Consider the following 24,312-nt stretch of genomic DNA (forward strand, 5'->3'; position numbering starts at 1 on the left):
TATGAAAATAGTAGGATTAGACGTTGGGCAAAAGACCATTGGTGTTGCTATTAGTGATGACTTTGGCTGGACTGCTCAAGGTTTGAAAACTATACGTTGGGATGAAAATAATTACCAATCTGCCAAACAAGAGCTAAAATCTATTATTGACGAACATAATATTGGGGAAGCTATTGTTGGTTTACCAAAGAATATGAATGGAACCATTGGTGAACGGGGAGAAGCTTCACAGCGCTTCGCAAGGTATTTAGAGAAGCATTTTAAGATACCAACTGTTCTTTGGGATGAACGATTAACAACAATGGCTGCTGAAAGAGTCCTAATTGAAGCTGATGTAAGTAGAAAAAAAAGAAAAAAAGTGATTGATAAGATGGCAGCTGTCATGATTTTGCAAGGTTATTTAGATTCAAAGCAATAAATGGAGGTGATAGAATGCCACTTGAAGAAAAAGAAAGAATTATCATACCAGACGAAAATGGTGAAGAACATCTTTTTGAGGTGCTATTTAGTTTTGATGTTGATCAAACAGGTCAATCATACATTGCCGTAGTTCCAGTTGACCAAAAAGAAGAAGAAGAGGTTGAAGTTTTCGCTTTTCGTTATGAGGATCAAAATAATGAAGACGATCTTTCCCTTTTTCAAATAGAATCAGATGACGAATGGGAAATGGTAGAAGAGATGCTCAATACATTAACTGATGAAGAAACAAATTAATAGTAAAATAATCAACCCTTCTAATAATTCGGAAGGGTTGATTTTATTTTATCCTCAAGATCGTGACAACTATCCTACAAATTAAGCAAATAGCTGTTATTTCAATGTTGCAGGATATCCTTTCTACTGCTAGTAATAGACTTTTAGGCTAAAAATTGAGAAAGTCTTTATATTATTAGAAATTATGACATTATTTGTAGTATAATATATCGGGATGAAAGGGGGAGACTCTATGACAAGTTCTGATGAAAATAATGGTAAAAAGAATAAAAAACGACTTAGTTTAAAAGACCGACTTTACCAAAGAAGTGATGAAGCTCGTATAGTAAGAAGAATTGTTGCTGTCGCTTTAATTGTTATAACGATTTTAATAGCTATAGGAGCTAATTATGGTTATTCATATATTAAGACTGCTTTGGAACCTGTAAATAAAGAAGATGACTCTACTATAAGTGTCGAAATACCAATGGGATCATCATCCTCACAGATTGCATCTATTTTAGAGGAAAATGGAATCATCAATAATAGTATAGTGTACCGTTTTTATATTAAGTTTAAAAATGCAACTGAATTTCAAGCTGGTGAATACCAGCTATCTCCATCTATGACTTTACAAGAGGTTACCGATTCTCTTCAAACGGGAAAAATTCTAAAGGAACCTGTATTTTCTGTCACGATTCCAGAAGGAAAAACAATTGAAGAAATAGCTGGAATTTATGCGGAGAAAGCCAACGTAGATAAAGACGAATTCATAGAGACTGTAGAAAACAAGGAATATATTGAAGAGTTAATTGCTGCATACCCAACGATTTTATCGGAAGAAGTTCTTGATCCAGAAATTAAAACACCACTTGAGGGGTATCTTTTCGCAGCAACTTATCAGTTTTACGAAGAAAATCCTAGCATTAAATCAATCGTAAATTCTATGCTACAAAAAACTGAAGATGTGGTAACACAATATCTTGGCTCAGTTAAGGAAGACTGGACAATTCATGAGGTCATCACGATGGCTTCATTAGTAGAAAAAGAAGCAAGAACAGAAGAGGAACGTAAAGTGATAGCCGGGGTCTTTTACAACCGTTTGGCGGAGGACATGATGTTACAGACAGATCCAACTGTCGCATACGCTCAAGGCGAGCACTTAGAGCGAACTTTATATGAACACTTAGAAATAGATTCACCGTATAACACGTACCAAATTGTCGGACTACCTATTGGTCCAATATCAAATTTTGGGGAAAATTCCCTTGTGGCTGTTTTAGAACCAGAGGAAACAGAATATATGTACTTTGTAGCAGCTCCTGATGGTGAAATATACTATTCCAGTACTTATGATGAGCATCAACGTCTTATAGATGAGCACTTGGATAGAGACTAATTGTTAAGCAGGGAATGAACAGACTCAGCTATTCCCTGCTTTTAAGTTTTTATTAATCTATAATATTGCTTAAGATGGATATAATGAGTTAAAGTATTTGTCCGAAGGGAGTTGGAAGCTTGGACAAACAAATAGAGGAATATTTAATGCACACTATTGATAAGAAAGCTGACTGGGTAAGTAGATTAGAGGAATATGCTGCTGAAAATCGTGTGCCTATAATGGAACCATTGGGCATGGACTTCCTGATGCAAATTGTTCGTTTAAAAAAACCTAAGAAAATTCTTGAAATAGGTAGTGCTATTGGTTATTCAGCCTTACGCATGTTAGAAGCGAGTCCAGAAACACAAATTGTGACGATAGAGAGAGACGAAATTCGATATCAGGAGGCTGTCTCAAATATCAATAAGTTAGCACCAGAAAATAAAATTACTGTAATATTTGGTGATGCGTTAGAAGAAACTAATGAGATTAAGAAGTTAGCACCTTATGACTTATTGTTCATTGATGCTGCAAAAGGCCAGTATCAGCGTTTTTTTGAAACATATAGTGAATACTTGACTGAAGATGCAATAATTATCTCTGACAATGTGCTATTTAAAGGATTGGTAGCAAATAGTTCTTCCGATAAAGATCGGTTAACTAACCTTGCCATTAAAATTCGAACTTACAATGAATGGTTGATTAAACATCCTTCATATAAGACATCAATTGTTCCTATAGGTGATGGAGTCGCTATTAGTGTAAGAAGATAAAGAAACACCAAATCAGTGGAGTAACTTCATTGATACACCCTGATATGTTTAAGGGTTTTTTTTCCGGTTATAAAGATAGTCTATTTTCTGAAAAATGTTGTTTTGAAACGTAAACTGACAAATGAACTTACCAAAATGAGAAACTCAATACAAAAGTTTCGTTTTTGTTTATATTAATAGCAACAAACTATCTAAAAAAGATCCTAAAGGTAAGAGAGATAGAGAAAAGCTAGAAATAAAGGGGCGCTAAAAAGAATGTCGAAAAAAAAACCGATAGTTATTGGAGTTGCTGGAGGTAGTGGATCAGGAAAAACTTCGGTAACTAGATCCATATGCCAGCGATTTACAGATAAAACAATTCTCGTAATTGAACAGGACTACTATTATAAAGATCAAGCACATTTACCCTTCGAGGAACGTTTGCAAACGAACTATGATCATCCCCTTGCTTTTGATAATGACTTATTAATCCAGCATGTACATGATTTGTTAAATGATAAAACAATTGAAAAACCAGTATATGATTATAAAGTACATACACGCTCAAACGAAGTAATTGACGTAGAACCAAAAGAGGTTATTATTCTTGAAGGAATTTTGATTTTAGAAGATCCCAGGCTTTTGGACTTAATGGATATCAAGGTGTTTGTTGATACAGATGCTGATTTAAGAATCATCAGACGTATGTTAAGGGATATCAAAGAGCGAGGACGTACGATTGATTCTGTTATTGATCAATATATTAATGAGGTTAGACCTATGCATCTCCAGTTTGTTGAGCCTACAAAAAGGTATGCAGATATTATTATTCCTGAAGGTGGACAGAATCACGTTGCAATTGATTTGATGGCAACAAAAATCCAAACAATATTAAATAGTAAGATTTAATGGTAATAATTAGAAAAGTATTGAAAATTTACTAAAAATCTGCCATAGTATTTGTTAGTAGTTTCAAAAATAATTTTTAAGTGACAATAGTTTAATGAGTAAGGCATAATGGACTAAATATTGGTGTTAGAAATTTTGTTGGGATCAAAGGAGTGTTTGGAATGGCTGTAGAGAAAAACTACTACATGACCCAAGAGGGAAAAGAGAAATTAGAAAATGAATTACACTACCTTAAGGTAGAAAAACGACAAGAAGTTGTTGAAAGAATTAAGATTGCACGAGGGTTTGGTGACTTATCCGAGAACTCTGAGTATGATGCGGCAAAGGATGAACAAGCCTTTGTTGAATCGAGAATTGCTCAAGTAGAAAACATGATTCGAAATGCAGTTATTATAGAAAATGATAACCAAAATCCTAATGTAGTTTCATTAGGGAAATCAGTAACTTTTACAGAATTACCTGATGGTGATGAGGAAACATACACTATTGTTGGTAGTGCAGAGGCAGATCCTTTTGAAGGCAAGATATCAAATGATTCACCAATTGCCAGGAGTTTACTTGGAAAAGAAATTGGTGAAAAAGTAACTGTTTCTACACCATCTGGCGATATGGAAGTCAAAATAGTAAGTGTAAAATAACTTTAAAAAGATGTATCTTGGATTATCCAAGATACATCTTTTTTGCTTTTGGCTGTTTTCTGAAAAATTGTTGTTTATGACTGAATTTCAATAGACTACGAAGTAGTCTTCTATCTCTGACAGAAATTAAAGTTGAATGCTTATTTGCCGTTCCGGCAGAATACTTCGCTTTCCATGGGCACGGCCTCAGCCTCCTCAGAATCAAAAAGCGATTCTTCCGGGGTCTTCGGACACGCGCTGTTCCCATAGGAGTCTACGTACTCTGCCTACACTGGTAGTGGTGTTCTGATTTTCGAGAGAACTGTCCGTGATTGTACGTTGAGAGAATTTTCCACTCTTGAAATCACAGCTATTTAAAATTTGCTGAACTAAACTACGCTAGTTTTGATCTTATCTATCTCCCTTTCATTACTGCTACATATAAGAGGGTGATTGGAGCGGAGGGCAGTCGACTCCTGCGGGAAAAGCGACGGCTGAAAATCCCACAGGAAGCGGTTTTCTTCCGAGGAAGTTGAAGCGTTGCCCGCGGAAAGCGACTGCCCGAAGCGCAAATCAACTAGTAGCTACGCTACGACGCAATTTATATCAAATACGAATTCTGAGGCAACAATGTTTGCGAGAAGGGTCTTATTTTTTGAAAATGGATTTTCATAAAACAAGTCTGTATGTTTATTTCACTTCCTCTAAGTCGATAATGGGAGTTAGGGGGTGGTTTCTTTGAAAAAATCACGTATATTTACTTGTGCTCTAATTCTATTTTTATTTTTTGGGTTTCTGATTTACAAGTTAGCCGACATTCAATTACTATCAGCCGAAAATTATGGTAAAGAAAGTGTAAATTTATTGAAACGGAGTGTGGAACAACGCTCTAGTGAGATTTCTTTATCAAGTGGGAGAGGAATATTTGTAGATAACGAAAAAAAGCCATTTAACAATGTCTTGAAAAATGATATTGTATTGTTTCCATTTATACAGTTATTGGATTTACCTGACTCTATACAGTTAGAAATTAATTCTTTAGATACTCATTGGCAGTCTAAACTAGAACAAGAAAAAGAGCCAATTTACTTATCTGAGCTAGTAGGACATGAAATAAGTAATAAGCTATACGAAATGGTTAAAGAAAAAAGTATTCCAGGAATTATTGCAGTGGAGCGAACCATATCATCCGATCCATTAGTTGCAAGTCATGCCATTGGAATTGTGCGTGAAAATGAAGAAGAATATTATGCAAGGTATGAGAAATCAGTTGATCAGTCAAAGTCAATGCCTATTGGTATTTCAGGTTTAGAGAAGGCTTTTGATTCTTTCTTAGTTTCAACTAATGATGAAACATTAAAATATCACGTAGATGCTATGGGAAATCCTTTACTAGGATTGAATTTAAGATATCAAGGAAAAGGTGATTACTTTTATCCAGTTAAAGTTCAAACAACAATAGATTCAACGATTCAACAGATGACGGAACAAGTTATTGATAATTATCAAATGACAATGGGAGGACTGGTTTTATTAGATATTGAAACTAGAAAAGTTTTAGCAATGACATCTAGACCTAAAATAGACGAATTTGATCCATTTAAAGATGATACTCTTGAAAATCAAATGCTTACTTCTCATTTTCCGGGTTCTGTTTTTAAAACGGTTGTAGCTGCAGCAGCGATAGAAAAATCTCCACTGAGTATAGGAAAGCAGTATGACTGTAATAACAATCTTTATGGAGATGGGACTGGTGACAGAACATTAGGGATATTAAGTTTTGAAGAAAGCTTTTCATTAAGCTGCAACTATACATTTGGGGAAATCGGAAAGGAATTACTTAACAATGATAAGGAAATGTTAGAAAAATACTCTGAAAAATTGGGTTTAATAGGCCCAGTAGGTTGGAGTGGTGATGTGTACCATTTTGAAAATTTCAGTCAATTTCCCGAGGAAGAACAAGGGAGAATTTGGGGGAATGAACAAGATCCTTATGTGGATAGAGCTATAGTGCAAACAGCAATTGGTCAAAAAGAGGTGAAAGTTACTCCATTGGCTATGGCAAACATGATGGTAACAATTGCAACTAATGGTGTAAATGGTCAAGTGCGTATAGCTGATAAGATTTTATATAACAATGATTCAACAATGCTTAAATTTGAACCCAAACTACTTAATCAAGAAACAATGATTAAGAAAGAAACAGCTCTTTACCTGAAGAAGTTATTAGTAGATGTAGTGGAAAACGGTACTGGCCAGCAATTAAAAGGATTAGAAGTTGCTGGTAAATCAGGAACAGCTGAAACGGGTAGAGATGGAAAAAGTCATTATTGGTTTGCAGGTTTTTTCCCAAAGGATAAGCCTAAGTATGCTTTAGTCGTTGTCGACCTTAATCAAACTAATGGGAACTCAAAGCACTATCAAATTTATCGTGAAGTTGTAGTTAACTTGAAAAATGGAGTTACTAACATAAACGATACTAAAAATGCATTACATTAAACTAAAGCAAACCATCAGTGTTGCTTCAACACTGATGGTTTGCTTATAAGTCACTGTCTTAAATGTTGACACCCATTTTTATGAGGATTTATAAGTGCTTTTAGGTAATTGAATGTACGGATAATTTGAGAGTAACACATTTTTAATGTAATCCTCTTTATTTGTAGATATGATAAACTCAAAAACAATTAATTCATCTACCTCAGCAAATTCAATTTGAAAACCATCTAAGAAAAATATTGTTAAGATACTATCTTTTTTATCATATCCTACTCTTTCAAATGATGTTATGTTCCACAGGTTACGATCAAATCTTGCAACGTTCAATTCAAGTCACACCCTTTAATAGATATACATTGCTATTAATTAAATATTTATGATAAAAAGTGTTCTTGTATGCTAAAACTAGAAAAAAACAAAATAATAACTGTGAATAACGAATTAAAAAAATGAATTAAAGTTTTATTATCTATCATTGGTTCAATAGGAAGAACATAGTATAATATTAATAGAAGATAGAGGAGGTACATAGATGTCCAACGATTTTGATAATTCAAGAGTTGATCGCTTTGAGAAGAGAAGAAATAATACAAAAGCTATATCATGGTTGGTTATTACAGGTAGTGTCCTTGTCGTTGTATTACTAGGTATATTTATTTTTGGAGGTAATGATAACGATGAGAATCAGGCATCTATCGCGGATGAAGTAGAGAATAATACGGAGAATGCGGGTGAAATAGAAAATACCACAGAAGAAAATGATACCACTAACGAAGCTGAAAATGATGATGTTGACATAGCTGCTCCTGAAGAAGAATCTAGTTCAGAAACAGACGATGAATCTTCCAACCAAGACGAGGAAACATCGACACAACCAGACCAAATTGAAACAGAAACTGTTCCATCAGATGATGAAAATGTAATCCAAGCATACACGGGTAATTGGAGTCCAATTGGTACAATCCAAGAGGAACCTCATTTTATAACTTTTGAAAAAGATAGTCAAGACTGGAAGGAAATGATGGAAGCAGTTCGTCTAGCAGTTGGTTTAAATGAGGGTGATATGATTCAATGGTGGGTATCTGGAGCAGGAGCTCAATCTGTCATTGCAACAGTAACAAATAATGCTCAAACTGAAAATTATCGAGCTTATGTAAGTTGGGTTACCAATGAAGGTTGGCAGGTTACAAAAGTAGAAGTATTAAAAGAAAACGATAAAAATGGTAGTTCAGACAATGATGAGGAAGTATAAAATCAAGCAACACAAGAAGCTAGCTCATAGTAGGAGGATTTTTTCTAATGACAATAGGTATAATCGGAGCAATGGATGAAGAAGTAGAATTACTGAAAAATAATATGGAAATTAACTCACATGAAGAAATTGCTGGTTGTTTGTTTACTAAAGGTAATTTACATGGAAATGAAGTAGTGTTGTTAAAGTCAGGCATTGGTAAAGTAAATGCTGCCTTAGCAACAACTATTCTCCATGAAAGGTACAAGCCTTCTAAAATTATTAATACAGGATCAGCAGGAGGTTTTGCAGACAATTTAGAGGTCGGTGACCTTGTTATATCAACAAAGGTTACCTACCACGACGTTGACGTCACGGCCTTTAATTATGATTATGGTCAAGTCCCTGGTATGCCAGCCATGTTTGAAGCAGATTCTTTTTTGATTGAGAAAGCGATGCAATCTGTCAGTGTATTAGACTCAATTAAAGCAGAAAAAGGAATTATTGCCACAGGCGACTCTTTCATGTCGGATGAGAATCGAGTAAACTTCGTTCGTAGTAAATTCCCTACAATGTTAGCTGCAGAGATGGAAGCAGCCGCAATATCACAAGTCTGTTACCAATATGGAACACCCTTTGTTGTAATACGTGCACTTTCAGATATTGCAGGAAAGGAATCTTCCATTTCTTTTGACAAGTTTCTTACACAAGCTGCTACGAACGCAGCTAAACTTATTATGAACATAGTAAAGAATGTATAATAGTTTAATTGTTTTACCATGATTTACATTCCTCTTTACCCCATTTTCTATGATATGATGCCAATAGGGAAACGGAAGGGGAGAATACTATGGATATAGAAACAAATAATATAAAGAATAAAATTGCGGATTATAGCCGTTTTTTAATTACTCTACTAATTTTGAGTATATACTTTTATTTAGGTATGATCATTAATATTTTCCTTGCACCAACAGGAAAAGAAAATATTTTAATAGGTTTACTTCTTGCTAGTTTAATGACAGCTGGTTGGTTTACTATATTACTAAAAAAATGGCAAAGTCAACTCAATGAACTATTAGAAAGTTAACAACCTCTGATTCAGAAAGAATCAGAGGTTGTTTTTAGTTATATTTTAAAGTTTAGTTATTGGTAATGGTAGTGCTTTGTTTATACTAGGCTAAACTTCTTCTATAGGTAATTGTAGTAATAATAAGCGCCGCCAAGAATTAGAAGTAAGACAATTCCTACAATAAATAATCCGAATCCTATTCCAGTACCGCCAGTCCCATACCCATATCCATATCCAACTTCTGGAGCAGCCCCATATCCAACTCCGGCTTCTGGTCCATATCCATAAGCTGCACCAGCTCCTGTTTCATAGTAGTTGTAAGGTGCGTTGGGATAATAATATGGCTCATAACCCCAATATGGCATAAAATCACCGCCTTTTAGGTTTTCTACACTATATGTGTGATTCTCATATTGTGTATAGGTGAATGCCGTATATCCTAAGGATTAGCTTTTTTCTTTCCGATAATATTCATGAAATACCTTCATAAGTGCCCGTTTTTCAATGCGAGAAACATAGCTGCGAGAGATATTAAGTTTTTTAGCTATTTCTCTTTGTGTCATATCTTTTTCATTTGTTAATCCGTACCTGCATATTATTACTTCTTTCTCTCGGTCATCTAATATGTCTAAATACTCCCTAATTTTTGCTACTTCCATGTTTAATTGAATGTACTCGATTACATCTTCGTTTTCTGATTGCAAAATGTCAATTAGACTGATTTCATTTCCCTCTTTGTCTTGCCCTATAGGATCATGAAGGGATACATCTTTTTTTGTTTTCTTTAAAGCCCTTAAATGCATAAGTATTTCGTTTTCTATACAACGTGCTGCATAAGTAGCAAGTTTTGTACCTTTCCCACTGGAAAAACTCTCAATTCCCTTAATTAACCCTATTGTACCGATTGATATTAAGTCTTCAGTGTCCTCTCCTGTATTCTCAAATTTCTTGACGATGTGAGCAACCAAACGTAAATTATGCTCAATTAACATATTTCTTGCATGTTCATCACCATCTTGCATTTTCTGAATGTACTTCGCCTCTTCTTGTGATGACAAAGGTTGAGGGAAGGCATGATTTCTCACGTAGGATACAAAAAATAGCGCTTCTTTAATAAGTAAAGCAAGTGCGCTCAAAATAGTAGACAAACACATGCACCTCCTACATATTGGGCTATTGCCTATATACTCACCTTATGAGGAGGTGTAAGAAAATGTGCCTGTCTTTAATGAAATAAATTAGGTATAAATATATATTTGGAACCAAAAGCGCAAGGGCCTTCGAAATAAGAAAGCCACTTATTTCTGTGAAGCTATTCCTAGTAAACTTTCTCCTGAGCTCTCCTCGACAAGCTTAAGACAAGGACCGAAGTGGAATTGTTTGTCGCATAAAGGATAGACTAAGACCTCGAAGGGGGAGCTATGCCTGATGTTTACTTGATACAAAGGCTTCAAACTAATTTAGGATAGGTACTTTTACTGAAGCTGGACGTGGCAATTGTTAACAGTCAAGTATCCACAGGATACTAAAACTCTAATTTCCTTAAGCAAAAAACACTTACCTTTAAAGGTAAGTGTTTAGTGGTAGTGGAGTCTCTCGGTTATTGTTGTTTTTCACTTGCATTTATAGCTTCCTGATAGGCATCTTTTACTTGATTATTTGACCAAGGTTTTATACCACTTCGATGGGCAGCACGAGAAATCACATGTCCTGACACCGGAGCAGTAAGTAAAACAAATACTATACCCAAAATCAACTTTCCACTAACTATCCCATGTTCGACATATAAAAAAATGAATGCACCAATCATTATCCCTGCCACCCCAAGAGTTGCTGCTTTTGTTGCAGCATGAAGCCTTGTGTAAATATCAGGGAAACGTAAAATGCCAACTGAACTAGAAAAGATAAAAAAAGTGCCAATTAATAAACAAAGGATAACTAAAACATCAAACATTGCATTAATCAAGTTCTCTGTCAATGATAACACCCTTTTCTAAGAATTTAGCAATTGCTATCGTTCCGATAAATAATAGAATTCCAGTTAAAAGGATTACATCATTGAGTTGAGTAGTAACTAAAAGTACTGCTACTAACCCCACTAATGCCATCAGATTGATGCCTATTGCATCCAAAGCAACCGCTCGGTCTGGGTTTGTTGGTCCTTTAATAACTCTATACAAAAGCATGATAATGGAAATGGAAATTACTGCGATACATATGTCTGTAGTTATTATCAGTAGTTGATGAGTTATTTCAGATATATTATTCATCGTGTTACCTCCATAATAGCTTTTTCAAATGTATCCTTGATAGATTGAATTGACTCTTCAGCATCTGTTAAATGCATCGCATGAACAAAAATTTTCGAATTATCTTCAGAAACAGCAACTGACAATGTTCCAGGTGTTAATGTAATTAAATTAGCTAACATAGTAATTTCCCAATTGCTTTTTAATTCTGTTGGAAATGCGAAGATCCCAGGTTCAATCGTTAGTTTAGGTGAGTAAGCAAGCTTAACGACAGCGATATTAGATAGGATCAGCTCTTTAAAAAATAATACAATTAAACTGAAAGCTTTTAGTACACGCCTCATGTAAAAAGCATCTGGTATAAAACGTTGTAGTACTAATAATAGTAGGATACCCACCAAGTATCCTGAAATGAACGCTGAAATGGTATAGCTTTCACTCAAAAACGTCCACATCACAGCAATAATAATATTTAGTACAATTTGAAGTGCCATATTTTTACTCCTTCAGAACAGATTCGATATATAGTTCAGGGTTCAATAAGTAGGCAGCGATATTTTCAATCATAGGATAGAAAAGTTCTGCTCCTACACCAAGCAGTACAGAGAAAAATAATAAGAACACGATAGGCATTGTAAATGCTCGAGCTGCTTTCTTATCTACTCGTATGCTTTCATCCTTCTCTCCCCAAAACCCTCTTACAAATATTCTTATCATGGATAACAAGATCAATAAACTAGATAGCAGTGCAATGATAACAATAACTACCTCGTCATTTTGTAAGCCACCTTGTAGCAACAGTAATTTTCCAATAAAACCACTAAAAGGAGGAATCCCTGCTAAAACGAAGGCTGATAAAAAGAAAAGCCAACCTAGTAATGGATAATGGTGGATTAACCCTTTAATTTTTCTTAAATCTGAGGTTCCTGCTAGATATGCCACAGACCCAACAAGTAGAAATAGTGCGGCTTTAATAATCATGTCATGTACTAGATAGTAAATTGTTCCGCTGAGTGCTGCTTCATTATAAAGTCCGATACCCATAATCATAAAACCTACAGCTGGAATAATATTGTAGGATATAACCAACTTAATGTTATTGGTGGACAATGCCCCAATTGCTCCGAAAATGAGGGTGAATCCAGCAATCCAAATGAAGAAGTTATGTGTGAAATCTGTATCATGGACAAAAATTAGTGTAAACACTCTAAGAATAGCGTAAATACCTACTTTAGTTAGTAATGCACCAAATAGCGCCGATATAACAGGATTCGGTACAATGTATGGTTTTGGTAGCCAATAATAGAGTGGAAACAGTGCAGCTTTTGTTCCAAAGACAAAAAACAGCAAAATAGCGATTGTTGTTAAGATTCCTTTTTGATCGACTTCTTGCACCCTTTGAGCAATTTGTGCCATATTAACTGTTCCAACCACAGAGTATAAAAACGCAATGGTTGTAACAAATAGCATGGATGAAAATAGATTAATTAACACATATTTAATTGATTCGCGTAATTGAACTTTTCCACCGCCGAGCACAATTAAAGCGTAGGAAGCCATTAATAGTACCTCGAAGAAAACAAATAAGTTAAATAAATCCCCTGTTAAAAATGCTCCTGATACACCAGAAATAAGCATAAAGAAAAATGTGTAAAAGTAAAATTCTTCTTGTTGTTTGCTCAATGATTTTGGTGCGTAAAAAACACAAGCTAAAGCAACAATATTAGTCGTAACAACTAAAAGAATGGATAGTAGATCAGCAACTAATACAATACTATACGGTGCATCCCAACCACCACTTTCAAGGATGATTGAGCCATTCTTTTGCACAACGTACATAATGTAAATAGCTACAACTAAATTAATTCCAGTAAATAACTGTGCTAATACTCTAACCAACTGTATCTTTTTGTGTAGTAGTGCTAGTAAAATTCCAGAGATAAGTGGTATTACAATAGGCAAAACTGCTAAATTACTCATTTTCGGTACCTCTCATTTGATCCATATTATCTGTATTATTCTCCTTAGATGCCCTATATGCTAGGACTAAGAGAAAGCTTGTTACACCAAAACTTATAACGATTGAAGTTAGTATTAACGCTTGAGGTAGAGGGTCAGTGTACTCGCTTACCCCGTATTCTAAAATTGGAGGAGCACCTCTTTTTAGTTTCCCCATTGTTAGGATGAAAAGGTGAGCACCGTGTGAAATTAATGCTGTGCCAATAACAATCCTAAGTAGCTGTTTTTGTAACAAGTTGTAAACTCCCGTTGTAAATAAAATCCCTGCTAGGATAGACATAATAATTTCCATCTATTCTACCCCCTTATCGCTTCGTAACTTAATCATTGCATATATACCAAATGCTGCAATACCTAGAACTACTATTTCGAACAAAGTATCTATTCCACGAAAATCAACAAGAATCACATTAACCATGTTAGCTCCACCGCCAAGTTCATATGAGTTTTCGATAAAGTACTCAGAAATTGCTCCAAACCATTTACTACTATGAGCAGAAATTGCAACCATAGTCATTAGTGCTCCAAATGATATGGCGATGATAGCATTAACTGACTTTGTTTTAAAGGATTCGGTTCTAGGTCTTAAATTTGGTAAGTGATAAAAACATAATAGGAACAATGCTACTGTGATTGTCTCAACCACTAGTTGAGTCAGGGCAAGATCTGGTGCACGATAAAGTACAAATAAAACAGATAAACCAAAACCAACTACTCCTAAGATGAGAATTGCAGCGACATTATTGCGTGCAAAGATAGTCCCAAGTGCAGCCGCTACCATAACAGATGCAATTAGTATTTCAGAAACTGTAACCTTTGCCAAATCATCAGTTTTAATAGTAAAGCCATCTGTTGTTAACATTGTTGTAAAGGTAACTAACACAGTAGCTATCATAATTAGTGCAATATATTTTCTTAAAGAACCATCCATATAACTATTGGTAATCTTTCGTGAATACTTTTCAGAACCATCTAAAATCCTATCATACACTTTGTTTAGACTAAGTGTACCCGGTATCAGAAGGTAGATATCTGTCCACTTTTTTCTAAAAATATAAAGTATGGAACCAAATATAACTACAATTAAAGACATATATAATGGTGCTTCAAACCCATGCCAAAAGGCTATGTGTTTATGAACTTCTTCGCCACTTATTGCCTTTGCAGCGTGAGCTAATAATGGTTCATTAACAAGGTTTGGAATAAGTCCAATTATAATCACACCAACAATTAATAATGCAGGTGAGATTAACATCCCAATCGGTGCTTCATGAGGTTTGCTAGGGAGCTCATCAAGATGCTTTTCCCCAGTAAACGTTCCGAAAAATAAATACATCGAATAAACAAATGTAAAAATGCTACCTAAAACTGCAAGGTATGGGATTGAAGTTTTCATGATTTCAGCTATGAACAGTGATGTACTACTTAAATCTAGTGATACATCAAAGAACATTTCCTTACTATAAAACCCATTTAGAAATGGTAAAGGAACACCTGCCATAGAAAATGTTCCAAATAGTGCTAATGTCGCTGAAATAGGCATTAGTGTCATTAGTCCACCTAATTTACGTATATCTCGTGAACCAGTTTCATGATCGATAATACCTGCAACCATAAACAAACTACCTTTGAACGTTGCGTGGTTCAAAATATGAAATACTGCTGCAAAGGCAGCAGCCTTTGTTCCAAAACCAAGCATAGTCATAATCATTCCTAGCTGACTAATGGTGGAGAAGGCTAATATTCCTTTTAAATCTGTTTGTCTGACGGCCATATAGGAACCCCAACATAAAGTTATAATCCCAATTCCACTTACAATAATAAAAAACCATTCATACGCAGAGAAAACGGGTGAAAATCTTGCGATAAGATAAATACCAGCTTTAACCATTGTTGCAGAGTGGAGATAGGCACTTACTGGTGTAGGTGCTTCCATTGCATCTGGAAGCCAGATATGAAATGGGAATTGTGCAGATTTAGTAAATGCTCCTAAAAATATAAATGTCATTACTAAGGGCAAATAAGGACTATTTAATATAACATCAGTTTGGGATATCATTTCTTGAATACTTGTTGAACCAGTTATTATTGTCAACAGAATGAAGCCACCAAGCATGCTTAATCCACCAAAGACGGTAATAAGCATTGACTTTAGTGCCCCGTATCTTGACCTTTCTCGGTAATGCCAGTATCCAATTAGTAAAAATGATGATATAGAAGTTAATTCCCAAAAAGTGTACAAAACGAAAACATTGTCTGACAAGACAACACCAAGCATTGCAGTCATAAACATCAGTAGGTACACATAAAAATGACCTAATCGCTCTGACTTATGTAAATAAAAAATTGAATAAAGTGTAACTAGTGTCCCTATTCCACTAATAAGTAAAACAAATAATAAACTTAGCCCATCTAAATAAAAATCTAATGAAATATTTAAAGAGGGAATCCACGAATAGCCTTGAGCAACAGGAACAAAATTCGTGTCAATAAATTGCAAAAAATAAATAAATATACTTAATGGAACAAACAATACAAATATGCCCGTATGAATTTTATCTTTAAATTTACTCAGATATGGAATAAAACAAGCAATTAGTAGTGGGATTAGTACGGCGTATAACATCTAGAGGTCCTCCTTTAAGATAATGAACTAGTAAGCAATTTATAAGAACGTTAAGTTGCTTGTTAAGATTTGTTGGGCGTCATTTGGTTTTGTTTGAAATAAATTTTTGTTCTATTATTGGGACTCTTCTGTTAGGGTTAAGCAAGGTTATACTTCTTAATACATTGTAAGCAGAAAGTCAGTCATTATTCAATGAATATACAAATACCAAAAGACATCCATTATCTATCATACCTAAAATAAAAAACTCTTGTCACTAAAAAAGTGACAAGAGTTCGACAATTTTTGTTTTTCATTATGATTTCTTAGTTTTTAAGCACTTTCTGTTAGCAACTAATTTCGTGTAACAAAGATCTTCTTTGAAGCTCTTTCTCGATAAGAAGGATAAACTCACGACTTAACTCTAATTCAGTTGCTTTGTAATAAGATTCAATCAATAAATCATCTGATAAATGTTCCATTTTATTAGCCCCTCCTGTATAGGAAGTCAACGTCCTACGCGTTTTTATAGGGATTGAAGTATGTCCTAGAAGTTAATAATACTTTATCACGAAAGGGTTACCGGTACAAGGTGAAAGTTATCTACAACTGCCTGTATATAACTTGTTAATAACATAGATTTAATATAAAAATAAGTTGTTAAATCAGTAAGTTATTTGTGAATAAAGTTATCCACAAAAAATAAACTGTAACAAATTGTCGAAGGGTTTTTTGAAAAAAACAAACAATATCTGCATATAAATGGTAAGTTTGCCATTAATTTTTGAAAGAGAGAGCTAAATTGTATATTATGTATAAGTAGTAATAATTAGAAGTATTTAGTAAATTGAGGTGAGGATTCATTGTTGAAAAGATTTTTACCAAACGAACATGTGAAAAATATTTTTGAGATACATCCAGAAAAATTAAAGGATAAAGGAATTAAAGGCATTATTACAGATTTAGATAACACGTTAGTCGCATGGGATATAAAAGATGCAACACCTGAGATTATTCAATGGTTTAAATTAATGGAAGAAAATAATATTAAATTAACGATAATTTCTAATAATAATGAAGAACGTGTGAAACTTTTTTCTGAGCCGCTAAATACGCCCTTTGTTTATAGTGCTAGGAAACCCCTAGGTAAGGCTTTTAAAAAGGCTGCTAAGGATATGCATCTACAAAAAGAGGAAGTGGTTGTCATTGGCGATCAACTAATGACTGACGTTCTTGGAGGAAATAGTGCTGGTTTCTATACTATTTTGGTCGTCCCCATCGTGAAAACAGATGGTAAAATTACGAAAATAAACCGTCAAATTGAGCGTAGAATATTAAGCTGGATGAGGAAAAAAGGTATGATTACTTGGGAGGAATAAATATGAAAGATGAAATTGTATGTCAAGGCTGTGGCGTCCAGATACAATCAGAAGATCAAGAAAAGCCTGGATATGTCCCTAACTCCGCTACGACAAACGAAAATATTGTTTGTAAAAGATGTTTCCGATTAAAACATTACAATGAAGTTCAGGACGTATCTTTTACTGATGATGATTTTTTAACAATGATAGGCCAAATTAGAAATACAGATGCACTTATTGTAAATATAGTTGATATCTTTGATTTTAATGGCAGTTTTATAAACAGTTTACAGCGACTTACAGGGAAAAACCCAATAATACTAGTAGGAAATAAAGTTGACTTATTACCTAAGTCAACAAATAAAAGTAAATTAAAACAATGGATGAAAAAGTCTGCAAAAGATTTGGGATTGACTGTTCAAGAAGTATATTTGATTTCAGCTGTAAAGGGACAAGGTATGGATGAACTAGAATCAGCTATAGAGGACTACCGCAATGGAAAAGATGTATACGTGGTGGGTAGTACAAATGTAGGTAAATCAACATTCATCAACCGCTTAATAGATAAATCTACAGGTATTAATGATGCCATCACAACATCCTATTTTCCCGGTACAACTTTAGGTTTCATAGATATTCCGTTAGACGATACAAGCTCTTTATATGATACACCAGGAGTAATTAATCGTCATCAAATGGTTCATTATATGTCTGATCAAGATTTGAAAATTATTACTCCTAATAAGGAGATAAAGCCTAGAGTTTATCAGCTAAATGAAAAACAAACCTTGTACTTTGGCGGGCTTGCTCGATTAGATTTCGAAAGAGGATCAAGACAATCTTTTGTTTGCTATTTTTCAAATCAACTATCTATTCACCGTACGAAGCTTGAAAACGCAGAAAACCTTTATAAAGACCATTTAGGTGAATTACTATCACCTCCAAATAGTGAAACAATGGAAAAATTGCCAGCTTTAAAGAGTCAATCTTTCCGGTTAAAAGAGAATAAAACAGATATTGTGTTTCCTGGGTTGGGTTGGGTTACTATTCCAGAGGGAAATACAACAGTAACTGCACACAGTCCAGAGGGAGTGTCAATCTCTATAAGGCCATCTCTGATTTAAAAGGGGGAAGAACATGCCATTAAAATTAGGATTAATTGGTTATCCTATAAACCATTCCCTTTCCCCATGGATCCATAATGAGTTTATGCAAAGGCTTGGGATTGAAGGGGAATATTTATTGTATGAAGTACCAGAAGCTAATTTAGGAACCATGATTAATCATATAAAAGAAATGAAATTGAATGGATTCAATGTTACAGTCCCATATAAGCAGGCGATTATTCCTTATTTGGATTTCTTGGATTCAGATGCTGAAAAAATAGGTGCGGTAAATACGGTTGTGAACGAAAATGGAAAGTGGAAAGGTTACAATACTGATGGTCAAGGTTATATCCGTTCAGTTAAGATGTCATTCCCGGATTTGTTTGGAGCTAGTAAAAAGGTATTATTGCTCGGTGCAGGTGGTGCAGCACGAGGAATTTATCGAGCATTGACTCACGAACCATTTGAAAGAATTGATATTGCAAACCGGACAGGTGAAAGAGCTAGAAGCCTTCTTGATGTGAAAGAAGATAGGGTTGAGACGAGTATTTTATCTTTCCAAGAAGCTGAACAACAACTGTTTAATTATGATTTTATAGTACAAACAACATCGGTTGGTATGAAGCCAAATGTAGCTGATCAAGTGATATCATTAGAAAACTTGAAAGAAAATACCGTTGTCAGTGATATTATATACCAACCAATTTTAACCTCATTTTTAAAAAATGCTCAAAGGCAAAACGGGAGAACTCATTTAGGGCATGCAATGTTATTGTACCAAGCTCAATTAGCATTCCAAATCTGGACAGGTAAAACCGTTCCATTAGATAGGACTCTTTCAAAACTTGAACAAAGATTGCGAGGAAATGAATAATATGTTATCAGGTAAACAAAAAAGGTTATTAAGATCCAAGGCTCATCACTTGAACCCAATTTTCCAAGTTGGGAAGACGGGAATAAATGATAATATGGTGACTCAAATCAATGAAGCTTTAGAAAAAAGAGAACTAATAAAGATTTCTATTCTTCAAAATTGTATGGAAGATAAAGATGAGATTGCTGAACAATTGGCAGTGGGTACTCAAGCGGAAATTGTTCAAATAATCGGTAACATAATTGTCTTATATAAAGAATCCGTGAATAACAAGCAAATAATACTGCCATAGTTTTTAGACAGTTGATTCAGGATCCTGCTGATAAAGGGAGATTGTTATGAAAAAGGTTGGCTTATTAGGAGGGACGTTCGATCCTCCTCACTACGGACATTTGATGATCGCTGAGGAAGTATTTCAGGCTTTAAAACTTGATGAGGTATGGTTTATTCCTTCATATGAACCACCTCACAAGGAAAAGTCTAATACTAGTGCCGAAGACAGAGTAAGTATGTTAAGTGAAGCTATTGCAGATAACGACCATTTCTTTTTGAACAAAATAGAGGTTGAAAGATTAGGTAAATCTTATACTGTTGATACAATTAAAATACTTCAGGAAACGTCTCCAGACACTATTTTTTATTTTATAATAGGTGCAGATATGGTTGAATATTTACCAAATTGGTATAAAATAAATGAACTTATTGAAATTATACAATTTGTTGGAGTAAAACGTAGTAATTATAAATTAAATACGAGTTATCCCATCATAGAAGTTGATATTCCAGAGTTTGAAGTATCCTCAACTATGATAAGAAACCGATTACGTGAAGGGAAATCAATTAGATACTTGGTACCAGAACAAGTGTATAAAGTAATAAGGGAGAGGCATCTATATGGATCGAAGTGAAGCTTTAACTCTTGTAGAGCCACATCTTACAAAAGCACGTTTTGAACATACTAAACGAGTAGCAGAGACTGCTACGAAATTAGCAAAGATGTACGGGCATGATACGATTCAAGCGGATCTTGCAGCCATCTTCCATGATTATGCTAAAAACCGGAACAAGGATGAACTAAGACAATGGATTGTAAAAGAGTCCTTACCACAACACCTGCTGTCGTACCATCACGAATTGTGGCATGGACCTGTTGGGGCAATTCTTGTGAAAAAAGAACTAGGTATTGATAATGAAGCAGTACTTAGCGCAATCCGTTGGCATACAACGGGCAAAGCTGGTATGTCTTTGTTAGATAAAATAGTATTTTTGGCTGATTATATTGAACCAGGAAGACAGTTTCCTGGTGTTGAAGAAGTAAGAACAGTGGCAGATAATGATTTGAATTTAGGATGTTGGTTGGCATCTAGAAATACGATTAGTTTTTTAATGAGTAAAAATCAGCCGATTTATCCTGATACATTTCATGCGTATAATGATTTATTACTACAAATAAACAAAGATTAATTGGAGGGAAAGATTCAATGGATAGTAAAATACTTGCTGAATTAGCAGCTAATGCTTGTGATGATAAACGAGCGGAGGATATAGTGCTTTTAGATATGAAAAATGTTTCGCTGATAGCCGATTATTTTTTAATTTGTGAGGGTAGTAACGAACGTCAAGTGCAGGCTATTGCTCGGGCAGTTAAAGAGAAGGCAGAGGAACAAGAAATTGATGTGAAACGATTAGAAGGGTTTGACCAGGCCAGGTGGATTTTAGTTGACCTTGGAGATGTAGTATGCCATGTTTTTCATAAAGAGGAAAGAAACTATTATAACTTAGAAAGGCTATGGGGAGATGCTCCAATAGTCGAATTAAGCATGCATCAACAAGAGGGTTAATTTATGTCTTATGCCAAAATGGCTCAAGTATACGATATTTTAATGGAAGATGCACCATACGACCAGTGGTTAGAATTTACTAAAATAATGTTCGCAAAATATGGAAGAGAAATCATTGATATTGCCGATTTGGGCTGTGGAACAGGGCAAATTACAAGGCGATTGGCTGACAGTGGCTTCAACGTTATTGGAGTGGACAACTCAACGGATATGTTAACCTATGCGGAGCAAGCTGCCGACAGGGAAAAGCTTTCTATTCAGTGGGTGCATCAAGATTTACGTAAACTAGATGGTTTTAATGAATTAGATGCTGTGGTGAGCTTCTGTGATGTAATTAATTATATCGTGGATATTGAGGAAGTAGAAGTAGTATTTAAAAACGTCAATCAGATGTTAAAGACAAATGGTTTATTTATTTTTGATGTCCATTCAATTAATCATGTAGAGCATGATCTTAAAGGCAAGACATTTGCCGAAATATATGATGACATTTCATATGTTTGGATGTGTGAAGAAGGTGAGAATGAAGGAGAGGTTTTTCACGACTTAACCTTCTTTGTCTTAGATGGCGATCACTATCAGCGCTTTGATGAAAGGCATCATCAACGAACTTATTATGAAGATTTTTATAAAGATTTGTTGAAACGACAAGGATTTTTCATCCATGGATTATATGCAGATTTCTCTTCTGTAAAGAACAAATCTACCAGAGATAGTGAGAGATTATTTTTTGTGTGCGAAAAAATGTGAGGCAGTTTTAACACTGCCTCACATTTATTTTGTATTGTACGTTAAGTAAAGTGAATTGAATCCATTTAAGTTATCCGGTTTTTTAAGGATAGATTAGAATTCCGTTAAACTATTTTTTTTCGACTAATAGAAGGATTTACAAATAGATTGTCGAATCCTAAAGCTAACCTTCTAACATTTGTTTACTGATTTTATCGATATCCTCTTGGTATTTTGCATGCGTCGCTTGTATTAAATGATGAAATAGATTACCGATATCCTTTTCCATTGCTTTAATTCCTTCTCCAGTAACACCACCTTTAACACAAACCTTTTCAATCAACTCAGGTAATGTAAAATGTCCATCCTCAAGTAACTTTCCGAATCCTATAAACATTTGTTCTGTTAACTCTGATGCAAGCTCCCTATTAATGTCAGTTTCATACGTAGCGGCTTCAATATATTGTTCTGCAAGATATCCAAAAAATGCAGGTCCACAAGAAACGATATCCGAAGCCATTCTGGTGATATTATTGTTGATAATTTTTGGTGTGGAGTAGATACGACTACTCTGTAGTAAATAAGCTTTCATTTCCTTGGTAATTTGATCACCGAAGGAAGCTAAGGTTATCCCTGACAGAGCACGGTTTGTTATGCTAGGAATCATTCGAGCAATCTGGCAAGGCACAAGTGATTCCAATATTTCAACTGAATATGGACTCGTTATGGATACTATACAATGGTCCTTTCTGAGAGAACTATATAAATCAACTAGAAGAGGGTGAATTTGTAGGGGCTTTACGCAAATGTAAATAATATCTACTTCTTCTACAAGTTGTTTAACATCTTCAATAACATGAATTCTAGGATACCTTTCTTTGATAGAGAACGCCTTATTAATTGTTCGATTGGTAATGTACAAGTGATTTTGATCAATTACATTTGAAGACATCCACGAATCGATGAGAATTTCACCCATATTTCCCGTTCCGATTACTCCCCATTTCATTTAGTAATCCCCTCCTTTTTTACACATTTACATCACCATTCTATGTTTGTATGTAAGAATTTATGAAGGGAAGTGTCACTTATATGCAATTTGCCAAAAAAAACTGGTGGCTTTTGTTAATTTTTGCTTTGATTAGCATTTTCATACTTTATGACTTTTTTAATCAGGATTCACTATCTAAAGTCACTAATGATGAGTATCAACAAGGAACAAACTTGGTTAGTGGCGAAGATGTACCAGTACCAAAAAAGTCTATAGAAAAAGAAGAAAGTGAATTACTATTTATCGATGTTAAAGGTGAAGTGGAATTTCCCGGTGTTTACGAGGTTGCCCCTAATAATAGGGTGAATGATGTCATCATTTTGGCGGGTGGATTTACAGAGAATGCAAATATGGAACACGTAAATCTTGCTCAAAAAGTATTTGATGAGATGGTGATTTTAGTAACGAAAAAAGGGGAAGAGGGCGGAAGTAGCCAAGATAGTGCTGAACAGTTTTCAGATGGGAGGATTCGAATCAATCGGGCAACAAAAGATGAATTATTAACATTGACAGGAATTGGAAGTGTTAAAGCTGAAGCGATTATTCAATACCGAACAGAATATGGTGACTTCCAATCTGAAGACGACTTACTTCAAGTCTCTGGTATTGGTGAGAAAACACTAGATAGGATAAGAGAAGAAATTTTAGTACCCTAGCATATTGACTCGAAATAAGTCGAAGGTTAAACTTATATAAAATAAAAACTATAATTCCAACAAAGGTGGTAAAAATAGTATGGATCGGATTTCATGGGACCAGTATTATATGGCTCAAAGCCATCTCCTAGCACTAAGAAGTACATGTGAGCGTCTTATGGTTGGTGCTACAATAGTACGAGATAAAAGGATAATAGCAGGTGGATATAATGGTAGTGTATCAGGTAGTATCCACTGTATTGATGAAGGCTGTTATGTCATAGAAGGTCATTGTGTCCGGACTATTCATGCTGAAATTAATGCATTACTTCAATGTGCAAAGTTTGGAGTTGCTACTGATGGAGCGGAAATGTATGTGACTCATTTTCCATGTTTACAGTGCTGCAAATCCATTATTCAAAGTGGAATTCAAACGGTATATTATGCTAATGATTACAAAAATCATCCATATGCTATTGATTTGTTTAGAGATGCAGGAATTAATGTTCAAAAAGTCATCCTTGAGCAAGTTTCAGTAGATTTAAATATGCAGGAAAAGAAGGACTATGTAAGTCACCTTATAGGGAAGTTAGGGAATTCTCCCTTAAATAATAAAGAAGTAAATGAAATTAAAACAGAAGCAGAACGTTTATTCAAATGAAGAATGCATCCATAGGCAAGGGGGTAG

General features: G+C 34.7%; 31 protein-coding genes. 20 read left to right on the top strand and 11 right to left on the bottom strand.

Annotated features, from left to right (window positions below; all coding sequences use genetic code 11):
* Window position 1: 1 nt before the first annotated feature.
* From ruvX to GH741_RS10110, 7 genes are all read left to right on the top strand, one after another.
* The gene (gene ruvX / locus GH741_RS10080; RefSeq protein ID WP_153736670.1) at window positions 2-418 is read left to right on the top strand and encodes a Holliday junction resolvase RuvX; all 417 of its coding nucleotides are present in this window, start codon (window positions 2-4) and stop codon (window positions 416-418) included.
* A 14-nt stretch (window positions 419-432) separates the two neighbouring features.
* On the top strand, window positions 433-714 hold the full coding sequence (locus tag GH741_RS10085; RefSeq protein WP_153736671.1) for a DUF1292 domain-containing protein: 282 nt from the start codon (window positions 433-435) through the stop codon (window positions 712-714).
* Between the two features lie 232 nt (window positions 715-946).
* Window positions 947-2,092 carry an endolytic transglycosylase MltG gene (gene mltG / locus GH741_RS10090; RefSeq protein WP_153736672.1) on the top strand — a complete coding sequence of 382 codons (1,146 nt, stop codon included), beginning with the start codon at window positions 947-949 and terminating at the stop codon, window positions 2,090-2,092.
* Between the two features lie 119 nt (window positions 2,093-2,211).
* Window positions 2,212-2,847: an O-methyltransferase gene (locus tag GH741_RS10095; RefSeq protein WP_170287606.1), complete on the top strand. Its 636-nt coding sequence runs from the start codon at window positions 2,212-2,214 to the stop codon at window positions 2,845-2,847.
* 255 nt (window positions 2,848-3,102) lie between these two features.
* The gene (gene udk / locus GH741_RS10100) at window positions 3,103-3,735 is read left to right on the top strand and encodes a uridine kinase (protein ID WP_153736673.1); all 633 of its coding nucleotides are present in this window, start codon (window positions 3,103-3,105) and stop codon (window positions 3,733-3,735) included.
* A 161-nt stretch (window positions 3,736-3,896) separates the two neighbouring features.
* On the top strand, window positions 3,897-4,373 hold the full coding sequence (gene greA / locus GH741_RS10105; RefSeq protein ID WP_153736674.1) for a transcription elongation factor GreA: 477 nt from the start codon (window positions 3,897-3,899) through the stop codon (window positions 4,371-4,373).
* Between the two features lie 717 nt (window positions 4,374-5,090).
* Entirely contained in the window at window positions 5,091-6,851 is a 1,761-nt protein-coding gene (locus GH741_RS10110) for a penicillin-binding transpeptidase domain-containing protein (RefSeq protein ID WP_153736675.1), read from the top strand.
* Between the two features lie 78 nt (window positions 6,852-6,929).
* Here the strand turns inward: GH741_RS10110 and GH741_RS10115 are convergent, their stop codons facing one another.
* Window positions 6,930-7,178, bottom strand: coding sequence for a KTSC domain-containing protein (locus GH741_RS10115; protein WP_153736676.1), 249 nt, complete (start codon window positions 7,176-7,178; stop codon window positions 6,930-6,932).
* A 205-nt stretch (window positions 7,179-7,383) separates the two neighbouring features.
* Here GH741_RS10115 and GH741_RS10120 point away from each other — a divergent pair, with 205 nt between their 5' ends.
* The 3 genes from GH741_RS10120 (at window position 7,384) to GH741_RS10130 (ending at window position 9,172) form a co-directional block, all read left to right on the top strand.
* Window positions 7,384-8,103 carry a YrrS family protein gene (locus GH741_RS10120; protein ID WP_153736677.1) on the top strand — a complete coding sequence of 240 codons (720 nt, stop codon included), beginning with the start codon at window positions 7,384-7,386 and terminating at the stop codon, window positions 8,101-8,103.
* Between the two features lie 47 nt (window positions 8,104-8,150).
* Complete coding sequence (mtnN, locus tag GH741_RS10125) at window positions 8,151-8,843, top strand: 5'-methylthioadenosine/S-adenosylhomocysteine nucleosidase (protein ID WP_153736678.1); 693 nt, start codon at window positions 8,151-8,153, stop codon at window positions 8,841-8,843.
* An 89-nt stretch (window positions 8,844-8,932) separates the two neighbouring features.
* Complete coding sequence (locus GH741_RS10130) at window positions 8,933-9,172, top strand: YrhC family protein (protein WP_153736679.1); 240 nt, start codon at window positions 8,933-8,935, stop codon at window positions 9,170-9,172.
* Window positions 9,173-9,273: 101 nt separating this feature from the next.
* Here GH741_RS10130 and GH741_RS10135 read toward each other — a convergent pair whose 3' ends face one another.
* The 9 genes from GH741_RS10135 to sda form a co-directional block, all read right to left on the bottom strand.
* On the bottom strand, window positions 9,274-9,519 hold the full coding sequence (locus GH741_RS10135; protein ID WP_240795460.1) for a hypothetical protein: 246 nt from the start codon (window positions 9,517-9,519) through the stop codon (window positions 9,274-9,276).
* Window positions 9,520-9,600: 81 nt separating this feature from the next.
* On the bottom strand, window positions 9,601-10,308 hold the full coding sequence (gene sigK, locus GH741_RS10140) for an RNA polymerase sporulation sigma factor SigK (RefSeq protein WP_205677323.1): 708 nt from the start codon (window positions 10,306-10,308) through the stop codon (window positions 9,601-9,603).
* 446 nt (window positions 10,309-10,754) lie between these two features.
* A complete protein-coding gene (gene mnhG / locus GH741_RS10145; protein WP_420809394.1) occupies window positions 10,755-11,132 on the bottom strand; it encodes a monovalent cation/H(+) antiporter subunit G in 378 nt (125 codons plus the stop codon).
* The gene (locus GH741_RS10150; RefSeq protein ID WP_153736681.1) at window positions 11,113-11,424 is read right to left on the bottom strand and encodes a Na(+)/H(+) antiporter subunit F1; all 312 of its coding nucleotides are present in this window, start codon (window positions 11,422-11,424) and stop codon (window positions 11,113-11,115) included. The genes mnhG and GH741_RS10150 overlap by 20 nt, the downstream gene beginning before the upstream one ends.
* Window positions 11,421-11,897, bottom strand: a complete 477-nt coding sequence (locus GH741_RS10155) for a Na+/H+ antiporter subunit E (RefSeq protein ID WP_153736682.1) — start codon at window positions 11,895-11,897, stop codon at window positions 11,421-11,423. Before GH741_RS10155 ends, GH741_RS10150 begins: the two co-directional genes overlap by 4 nt.
* A 4-nt stretch (window positions 11,898-11,901) precedes the next feature.
* Complete coding sequence (locus GH741_RS10160) at window positions 11,902-13,383, bottom strand: Na+/H+ antiporter subunit D (protein WP_153736683.1); 1,482 nt, start codon at window positions 13,381-13,383, stop codon at window positions 11,902-11,904.
* Window positions 13,376-13,714, bottom strand: coding sequence for a Na(+)/H(+) antiporter subunit C (locus GH741_RS10165; RefSeq protein WP_153736684.1), 339 nt, complete (start codon window positions 13,712-13,714; stop codon window positions 13,376-13,378). The genes GH741_RS10160 and GH741_RS10165 overlap by 8 nt, the downstream gene beginning before the upstream one ends.
* A complete protein-coding gene (locus GH741_RS10170) occupies window positions 13,715-16,048 on the bottom strand; it encodes a Na+/H+ antiporter subunit A (protein ID WP_153736685.1) in 2,334 nt (777 codons plus the stop codon).
* 326 nt (window positions 16,049-16,374) lie between these two features.
* The gene (gene sda, locus GH741_RS10175; protein ID WP_153736686.1) at window positions 16,375-16,509 is read right to left on the bottom strand and encodes a sporulation histidine kinase inhibitor Sda; all 135 of its coding nucleotides are present in this window, start codon (window positions 16,507-16,509) and stop codon (window positions 16,375-16,377) included.
* A 381-nt stretch (window positions 16,510-16,890) separates the two neighbouring features.
* Here sda and GH741_RS10180 point away from each other — a divergent pair, with 381 nt between their 5' ends.
* Genes GH741_RS10180 through GH741_RS10215 form a run of 8 tightly spaced genes read left to right on the top strand, consistent with a single transcriptional unit; the run spans window position 16,891 to window position 21,959 of the window.
* Complete coding sequence (locus GH741_RS10180) at window positions 16,891-17,406, top strand: YqeG family HAD IIIA-type phosphatase (RefSeq protein WP_153736687.1); 516 nt, start codon at window positions 16,891-16,893, stop codon at window positions 17,404-17,406.
* Window positions 17,407-17,408: 2 nt separating this feature from the next.
* Entirely contained in the window at window positions 17,409-18,512 is a 1,104-nt protein-coding gene (yqeH, locus tag GH741_RS10185) for a ribosome biogenesis GTPase YqeH (protein WP_153736688.1), read from the top strand.
* A gap of 13 nt (window positions 18,513-18,525) precedes the next feature.
* Window positions 18,526-19,368, top strand: a complete 843-nt coding sequence (aroE, locus tag GH741_RS10190) for a shikimate dehydrogenase (protein ID WP_153736689.1) — start codon at window positions 18,526-18,528, stop codon at window positions 19,366-19,368.
* Between the two features lies 1 nt (window position 19,369).
* Window positions 19,370-19,660 carry a ribosome assembly RNA-binding protein YhbY gene (yhbY, locus tag GH741_RS10195; RefSeq protein ID WP_153736842.1) on the top strand — a complete coding sequence of 97 codons (291 nt, stop codon included), beginning with the start codon at window positions 19,370-19,372 and terminating at the stop codon, window positions 19,658-19,660.
* A gap of 46 nt (window positions 19,661-19,706) precedes the next feature.
* Complete coding sequence (locus tag GH741_RS10200; RefSeq protein ID WP_153736690.1) at window positions 19,707-20,276, top strand: nicotinate-nucleotide adenylyltransferase; 570 nt, start codon at window positions 19,707-19,709, stop codon at window positions 20,274-20,276.
* The gene (yqeK, locus tag GH741_RS10205; protein ID WP_153736691.1) at window positions 20,263-20,832 is read left to right on the top strand and encodes a bis(5'-nucleosyl)-tetraphosphatase (symmetrical) YqeK; all 570 of its coding nucleotides are present in this window, start codon (window positions 20,263-20,265) and stop codon (window positions 20,830-20,832) included. The genes GH741_RS10200 and yqeK overlap by 14 nt, the downstream gene beginning before the upstream one ends.
* A gap of 17 nt (window positions 20,833-20,849) precedes the next feature.
* Window positions 20,850-21,209: a ribosome silencing factor gene (rsfS, locus tag GH741_RS10210; RefSeq protein WP_153736692.1), complete on the top strand. Its 360-nt coding sequence runs from the start codon at window positions 20,850-20,852 to the stop codon at window positions 21,207-21,209.
* A gap of 3 nt (window positions 21,210-21,212) precedes the next feature.
* Window positions 21,213-21,959: a class I SAM-dependent DNA methyltransferase gene (locus GH741_RS10215; RefSeq protein WP_153736693.1), complete on the top strand. Its 747-nt coding sequence runs from the start codon at window positions 21,213-21,215 to the stop codon at window positions 21,957-21,959.
* Between the two features lie 163 nt (window positions 21,960-22,122).
* Here GH741_RS10215 and comER read toward each other — a convergent pair whose 3' ends face one another.
* Window positions 22,123-22,947 (bottom strand): late competence protein ComER, encoded by an 825-nt coding sequence (gene comER / locus GH741_RS10220; protein WP_153736694.1) that lies wholly within the window; start codon window positions 22,945-22,947, stop codon window positions 22,123-22,125.
* An 83-nt stretch (window positions 22,948-23,030) separates the two neighbouring features.
* Between comER and GH741_RS10225 the strand changes: the two genes are divergently transcribed.
* Complete coding sequence (locus GH741_RS10225; protein ID WP_153736695.1) at window positions 23,031-23,645, top strand: helix-hairpin-helix domain-containing protein; 615 nt, start codon at window positions 23,031-23,033, stop codon at window positions 23,643-23,645.
* 79 nt (window positions 23,646-23,724) lie between these two features.
* Window positions 23,725-24,285 (top strand): ComE operon protein 2, encoded by a 561-nt coding sequence (locus GH741_RS10230; RefSeq protein WP_153736696.1) that lies wholly within the window; start codon window positions 23,725-23,727, stop codon window positions 24,283-24,285.
* The last annotated feature ends 27 nt before the right edge of the window (window positions 24,286-24,312 follow it).

This window comes from Aquibacillus halophilus (genome assembly GCF_009649745.1).
Taxonomy (GTDB): Bacteria; Bacillota; Bacilli; order Bacillales; family Amphibacillaceae; genus Aquibacillus; species Aquibacillus halophilus.

What these genes read in the sequence shown, in the direction of transcription:
- GH741_RS10200 (WP_153736690.1), top strand. Translation starts at nt 19,707, where the DNA reads ATGAAAAAGGTTGGCTTATTAGGAGGGACGTTCGATCCTCCTCACTAC.
- GH741_RS10120 (WP_153736677.1), top strand. Translation starts at nt 7,384, where the DNA reads ATGTCCAACGATTTTGATAATTCAAGAGTTGATCGCTTTGAGAAGAGA.
- yqeK (WP_153736691.1), top strand. Translation starts at nt 20,263, where the DNA reads ATGGATCGAAGTGAAGCTTTAACTCTTGTAGAGCCACATCTTACAAAA.
- mltG (WP_153736672.1), top strand. Translation starts at nt 947, where the DNA reads ATGACAAGTTCTGATGAAAATAATGGTAAAAAGAATAAAAAACGACTT.
- GH741_RS10130 (WP_153736679.1), top strand. Translation starts at nt 8,933, where the DNA reads ATGGATATAGAAACAAATAATATAAAGAATAAAATTGCGGATTATAGC.
- aroE (WP_153736689.1), top strand. Translation starts at nt 18,526, where the DNA reads ATGCCATTAAAATTAGGATTAATTGGTTATCCTATAAACCATTCCCTT.
- udk (WP_153736673.1), top strand. Translation starts at nt 3,103, where the DNA reads ATGTCGAAAAAAAAACCGATAGTTATTGGAGTTGCTGGAGGTAGTGGA.
- sigK (WP_205677323.1), bottom strand. Translation starts at nt 10,308, where the DNA reads ATGTGTTTGTCTACTATTTTGAGCGCACTTGCTTTACTTATTAAAGAA.
- GH741_RS10160 (WP_153736683.1), bottom strand. Translation starts at nt 13,383, where the DNA reads ATGAGTAATTTAGCAGTTTTGCCTATTGTAATACCACTTATCTCTGGA.
- GH741_RS10155 (WP_153736682.1), bottom strand. Translation starts at nt 11,897, where the DNA reads ATGGCACTTCAAATTGTACTAAATATTATTATTGCTGTGATGTGGACG.
- GH741_RS10165 (WP_153736684.1), bottom strand. Translation starts at nt 13,714, where the DNA reads ATGGAAATTATTATGTCTATCCTAGCAGGGATTTTATTTACAACGGGA.
- GH741_RS10150 (WP_153736681.1), bottom strand. Translation starts at nt 11,424, where the DNA reads ATGAATAATATATCTGAAATAACTCATCAACTACTGATAATAACTACA.
- yqeH (WP_153736688.1), top strand. Translation starts at nt 17,409, where the DNA reads ATGAAAGATGAAATTGTATGTCAAGGCTGTGGCGTCCAGATACAATCA.
- yhbY (WP_153736842.1), top strand. Translation starts at nt 19,370, where the DNA reads ATGTTATCAGGTAAACAAAAAAGGTTATTAAGATCCAAGGCTCATCAC.
- mtnN (WP_153736678.1), top strand. Translation starts at nt 8,151, where the DNA reads ATGACAATAGGTATAATCGGAGCAATGGATGAAGAAGTAGAATTACTG.
- GH741_RS10135 (WP_240795460.1), bottom strand. Translation starts at nt 9,519, where the DNA reads ATGCCATATTGGGGTTATGAGCCATATTATTATCCCAACGCACCTTAC.
- ruvX (WP_153736670.1), top strand. Translation starts at nt 2, where the DNA reads ATGAAAATAGTAGGATTAGACGTTGGGCAAAAGACCATTGGTGTTGCT.
- GH741_RS10225 (WP_153736695.1), top strand. Translation starts at nt 23,031, where the DNA reads ATGCAATTTGCCAAAAAAAACTGGTGGCTTTTGTTAATTTTTGCTTTG.
- rsfS (WP_153736692.1), top strand. Translation starts at nt 20,850, where the DNA reads ATGGATAGTAAAATACTTGCTGAATTAGCAGCTAATGCTTGTGATGAT.
- GH741_RS10230 (WP_153736696.1), top strand. Translation starts at nt 23,725, where the DNA reads ATGGATCGGATTTCATGGGACCAGTATTATATGGCTCAAAGCCATCTC.
- GH741_RS10215 (WP_153736693.1), top strand. Translation starts at nt 21,213, where the DNA reads ATGTCTTATGCCAAAATGGCTCAAGTATACGATATTTTAATGGAAGAT.
- GH741_RS10170 (WP_153736685.1), bottom strand. Translation starts at nt 16,048, where the DNA reads ATGTTATACGCCGTACTAATCCCACTACTAATTGCTTGTTTTATTCCA.
- GH741_RS10085 (WP_153736671.1), top strand. Translation starts at nt 433, where the DNA reads ATGCCACTTGAAGAAAAAGAAAGAATTATCATACCAGACGAAAATGGT.
- sda (WP_153736686.1), bottom strand. Translation starts at nt 16,509, where the DNA reads ATGGAACATTTATCAGATGATTTATTGATTGAATCTTATTACAAAGCA.
- comER (WP_153736694.1), bottom strand. Translation starts at nt 22,947, where the DNA reads ATGAAATGGGGAGTAATCGGAACGGGAAATATGGGTGAAATTCTCATC.
- greA (WP_153736674.1), top strand. Translation starts at nt 3,897, where the DNA reads ATGGCTGTAGAGAAAAACTACTACATGACCCAAGAGGGAAAAGAGAAA.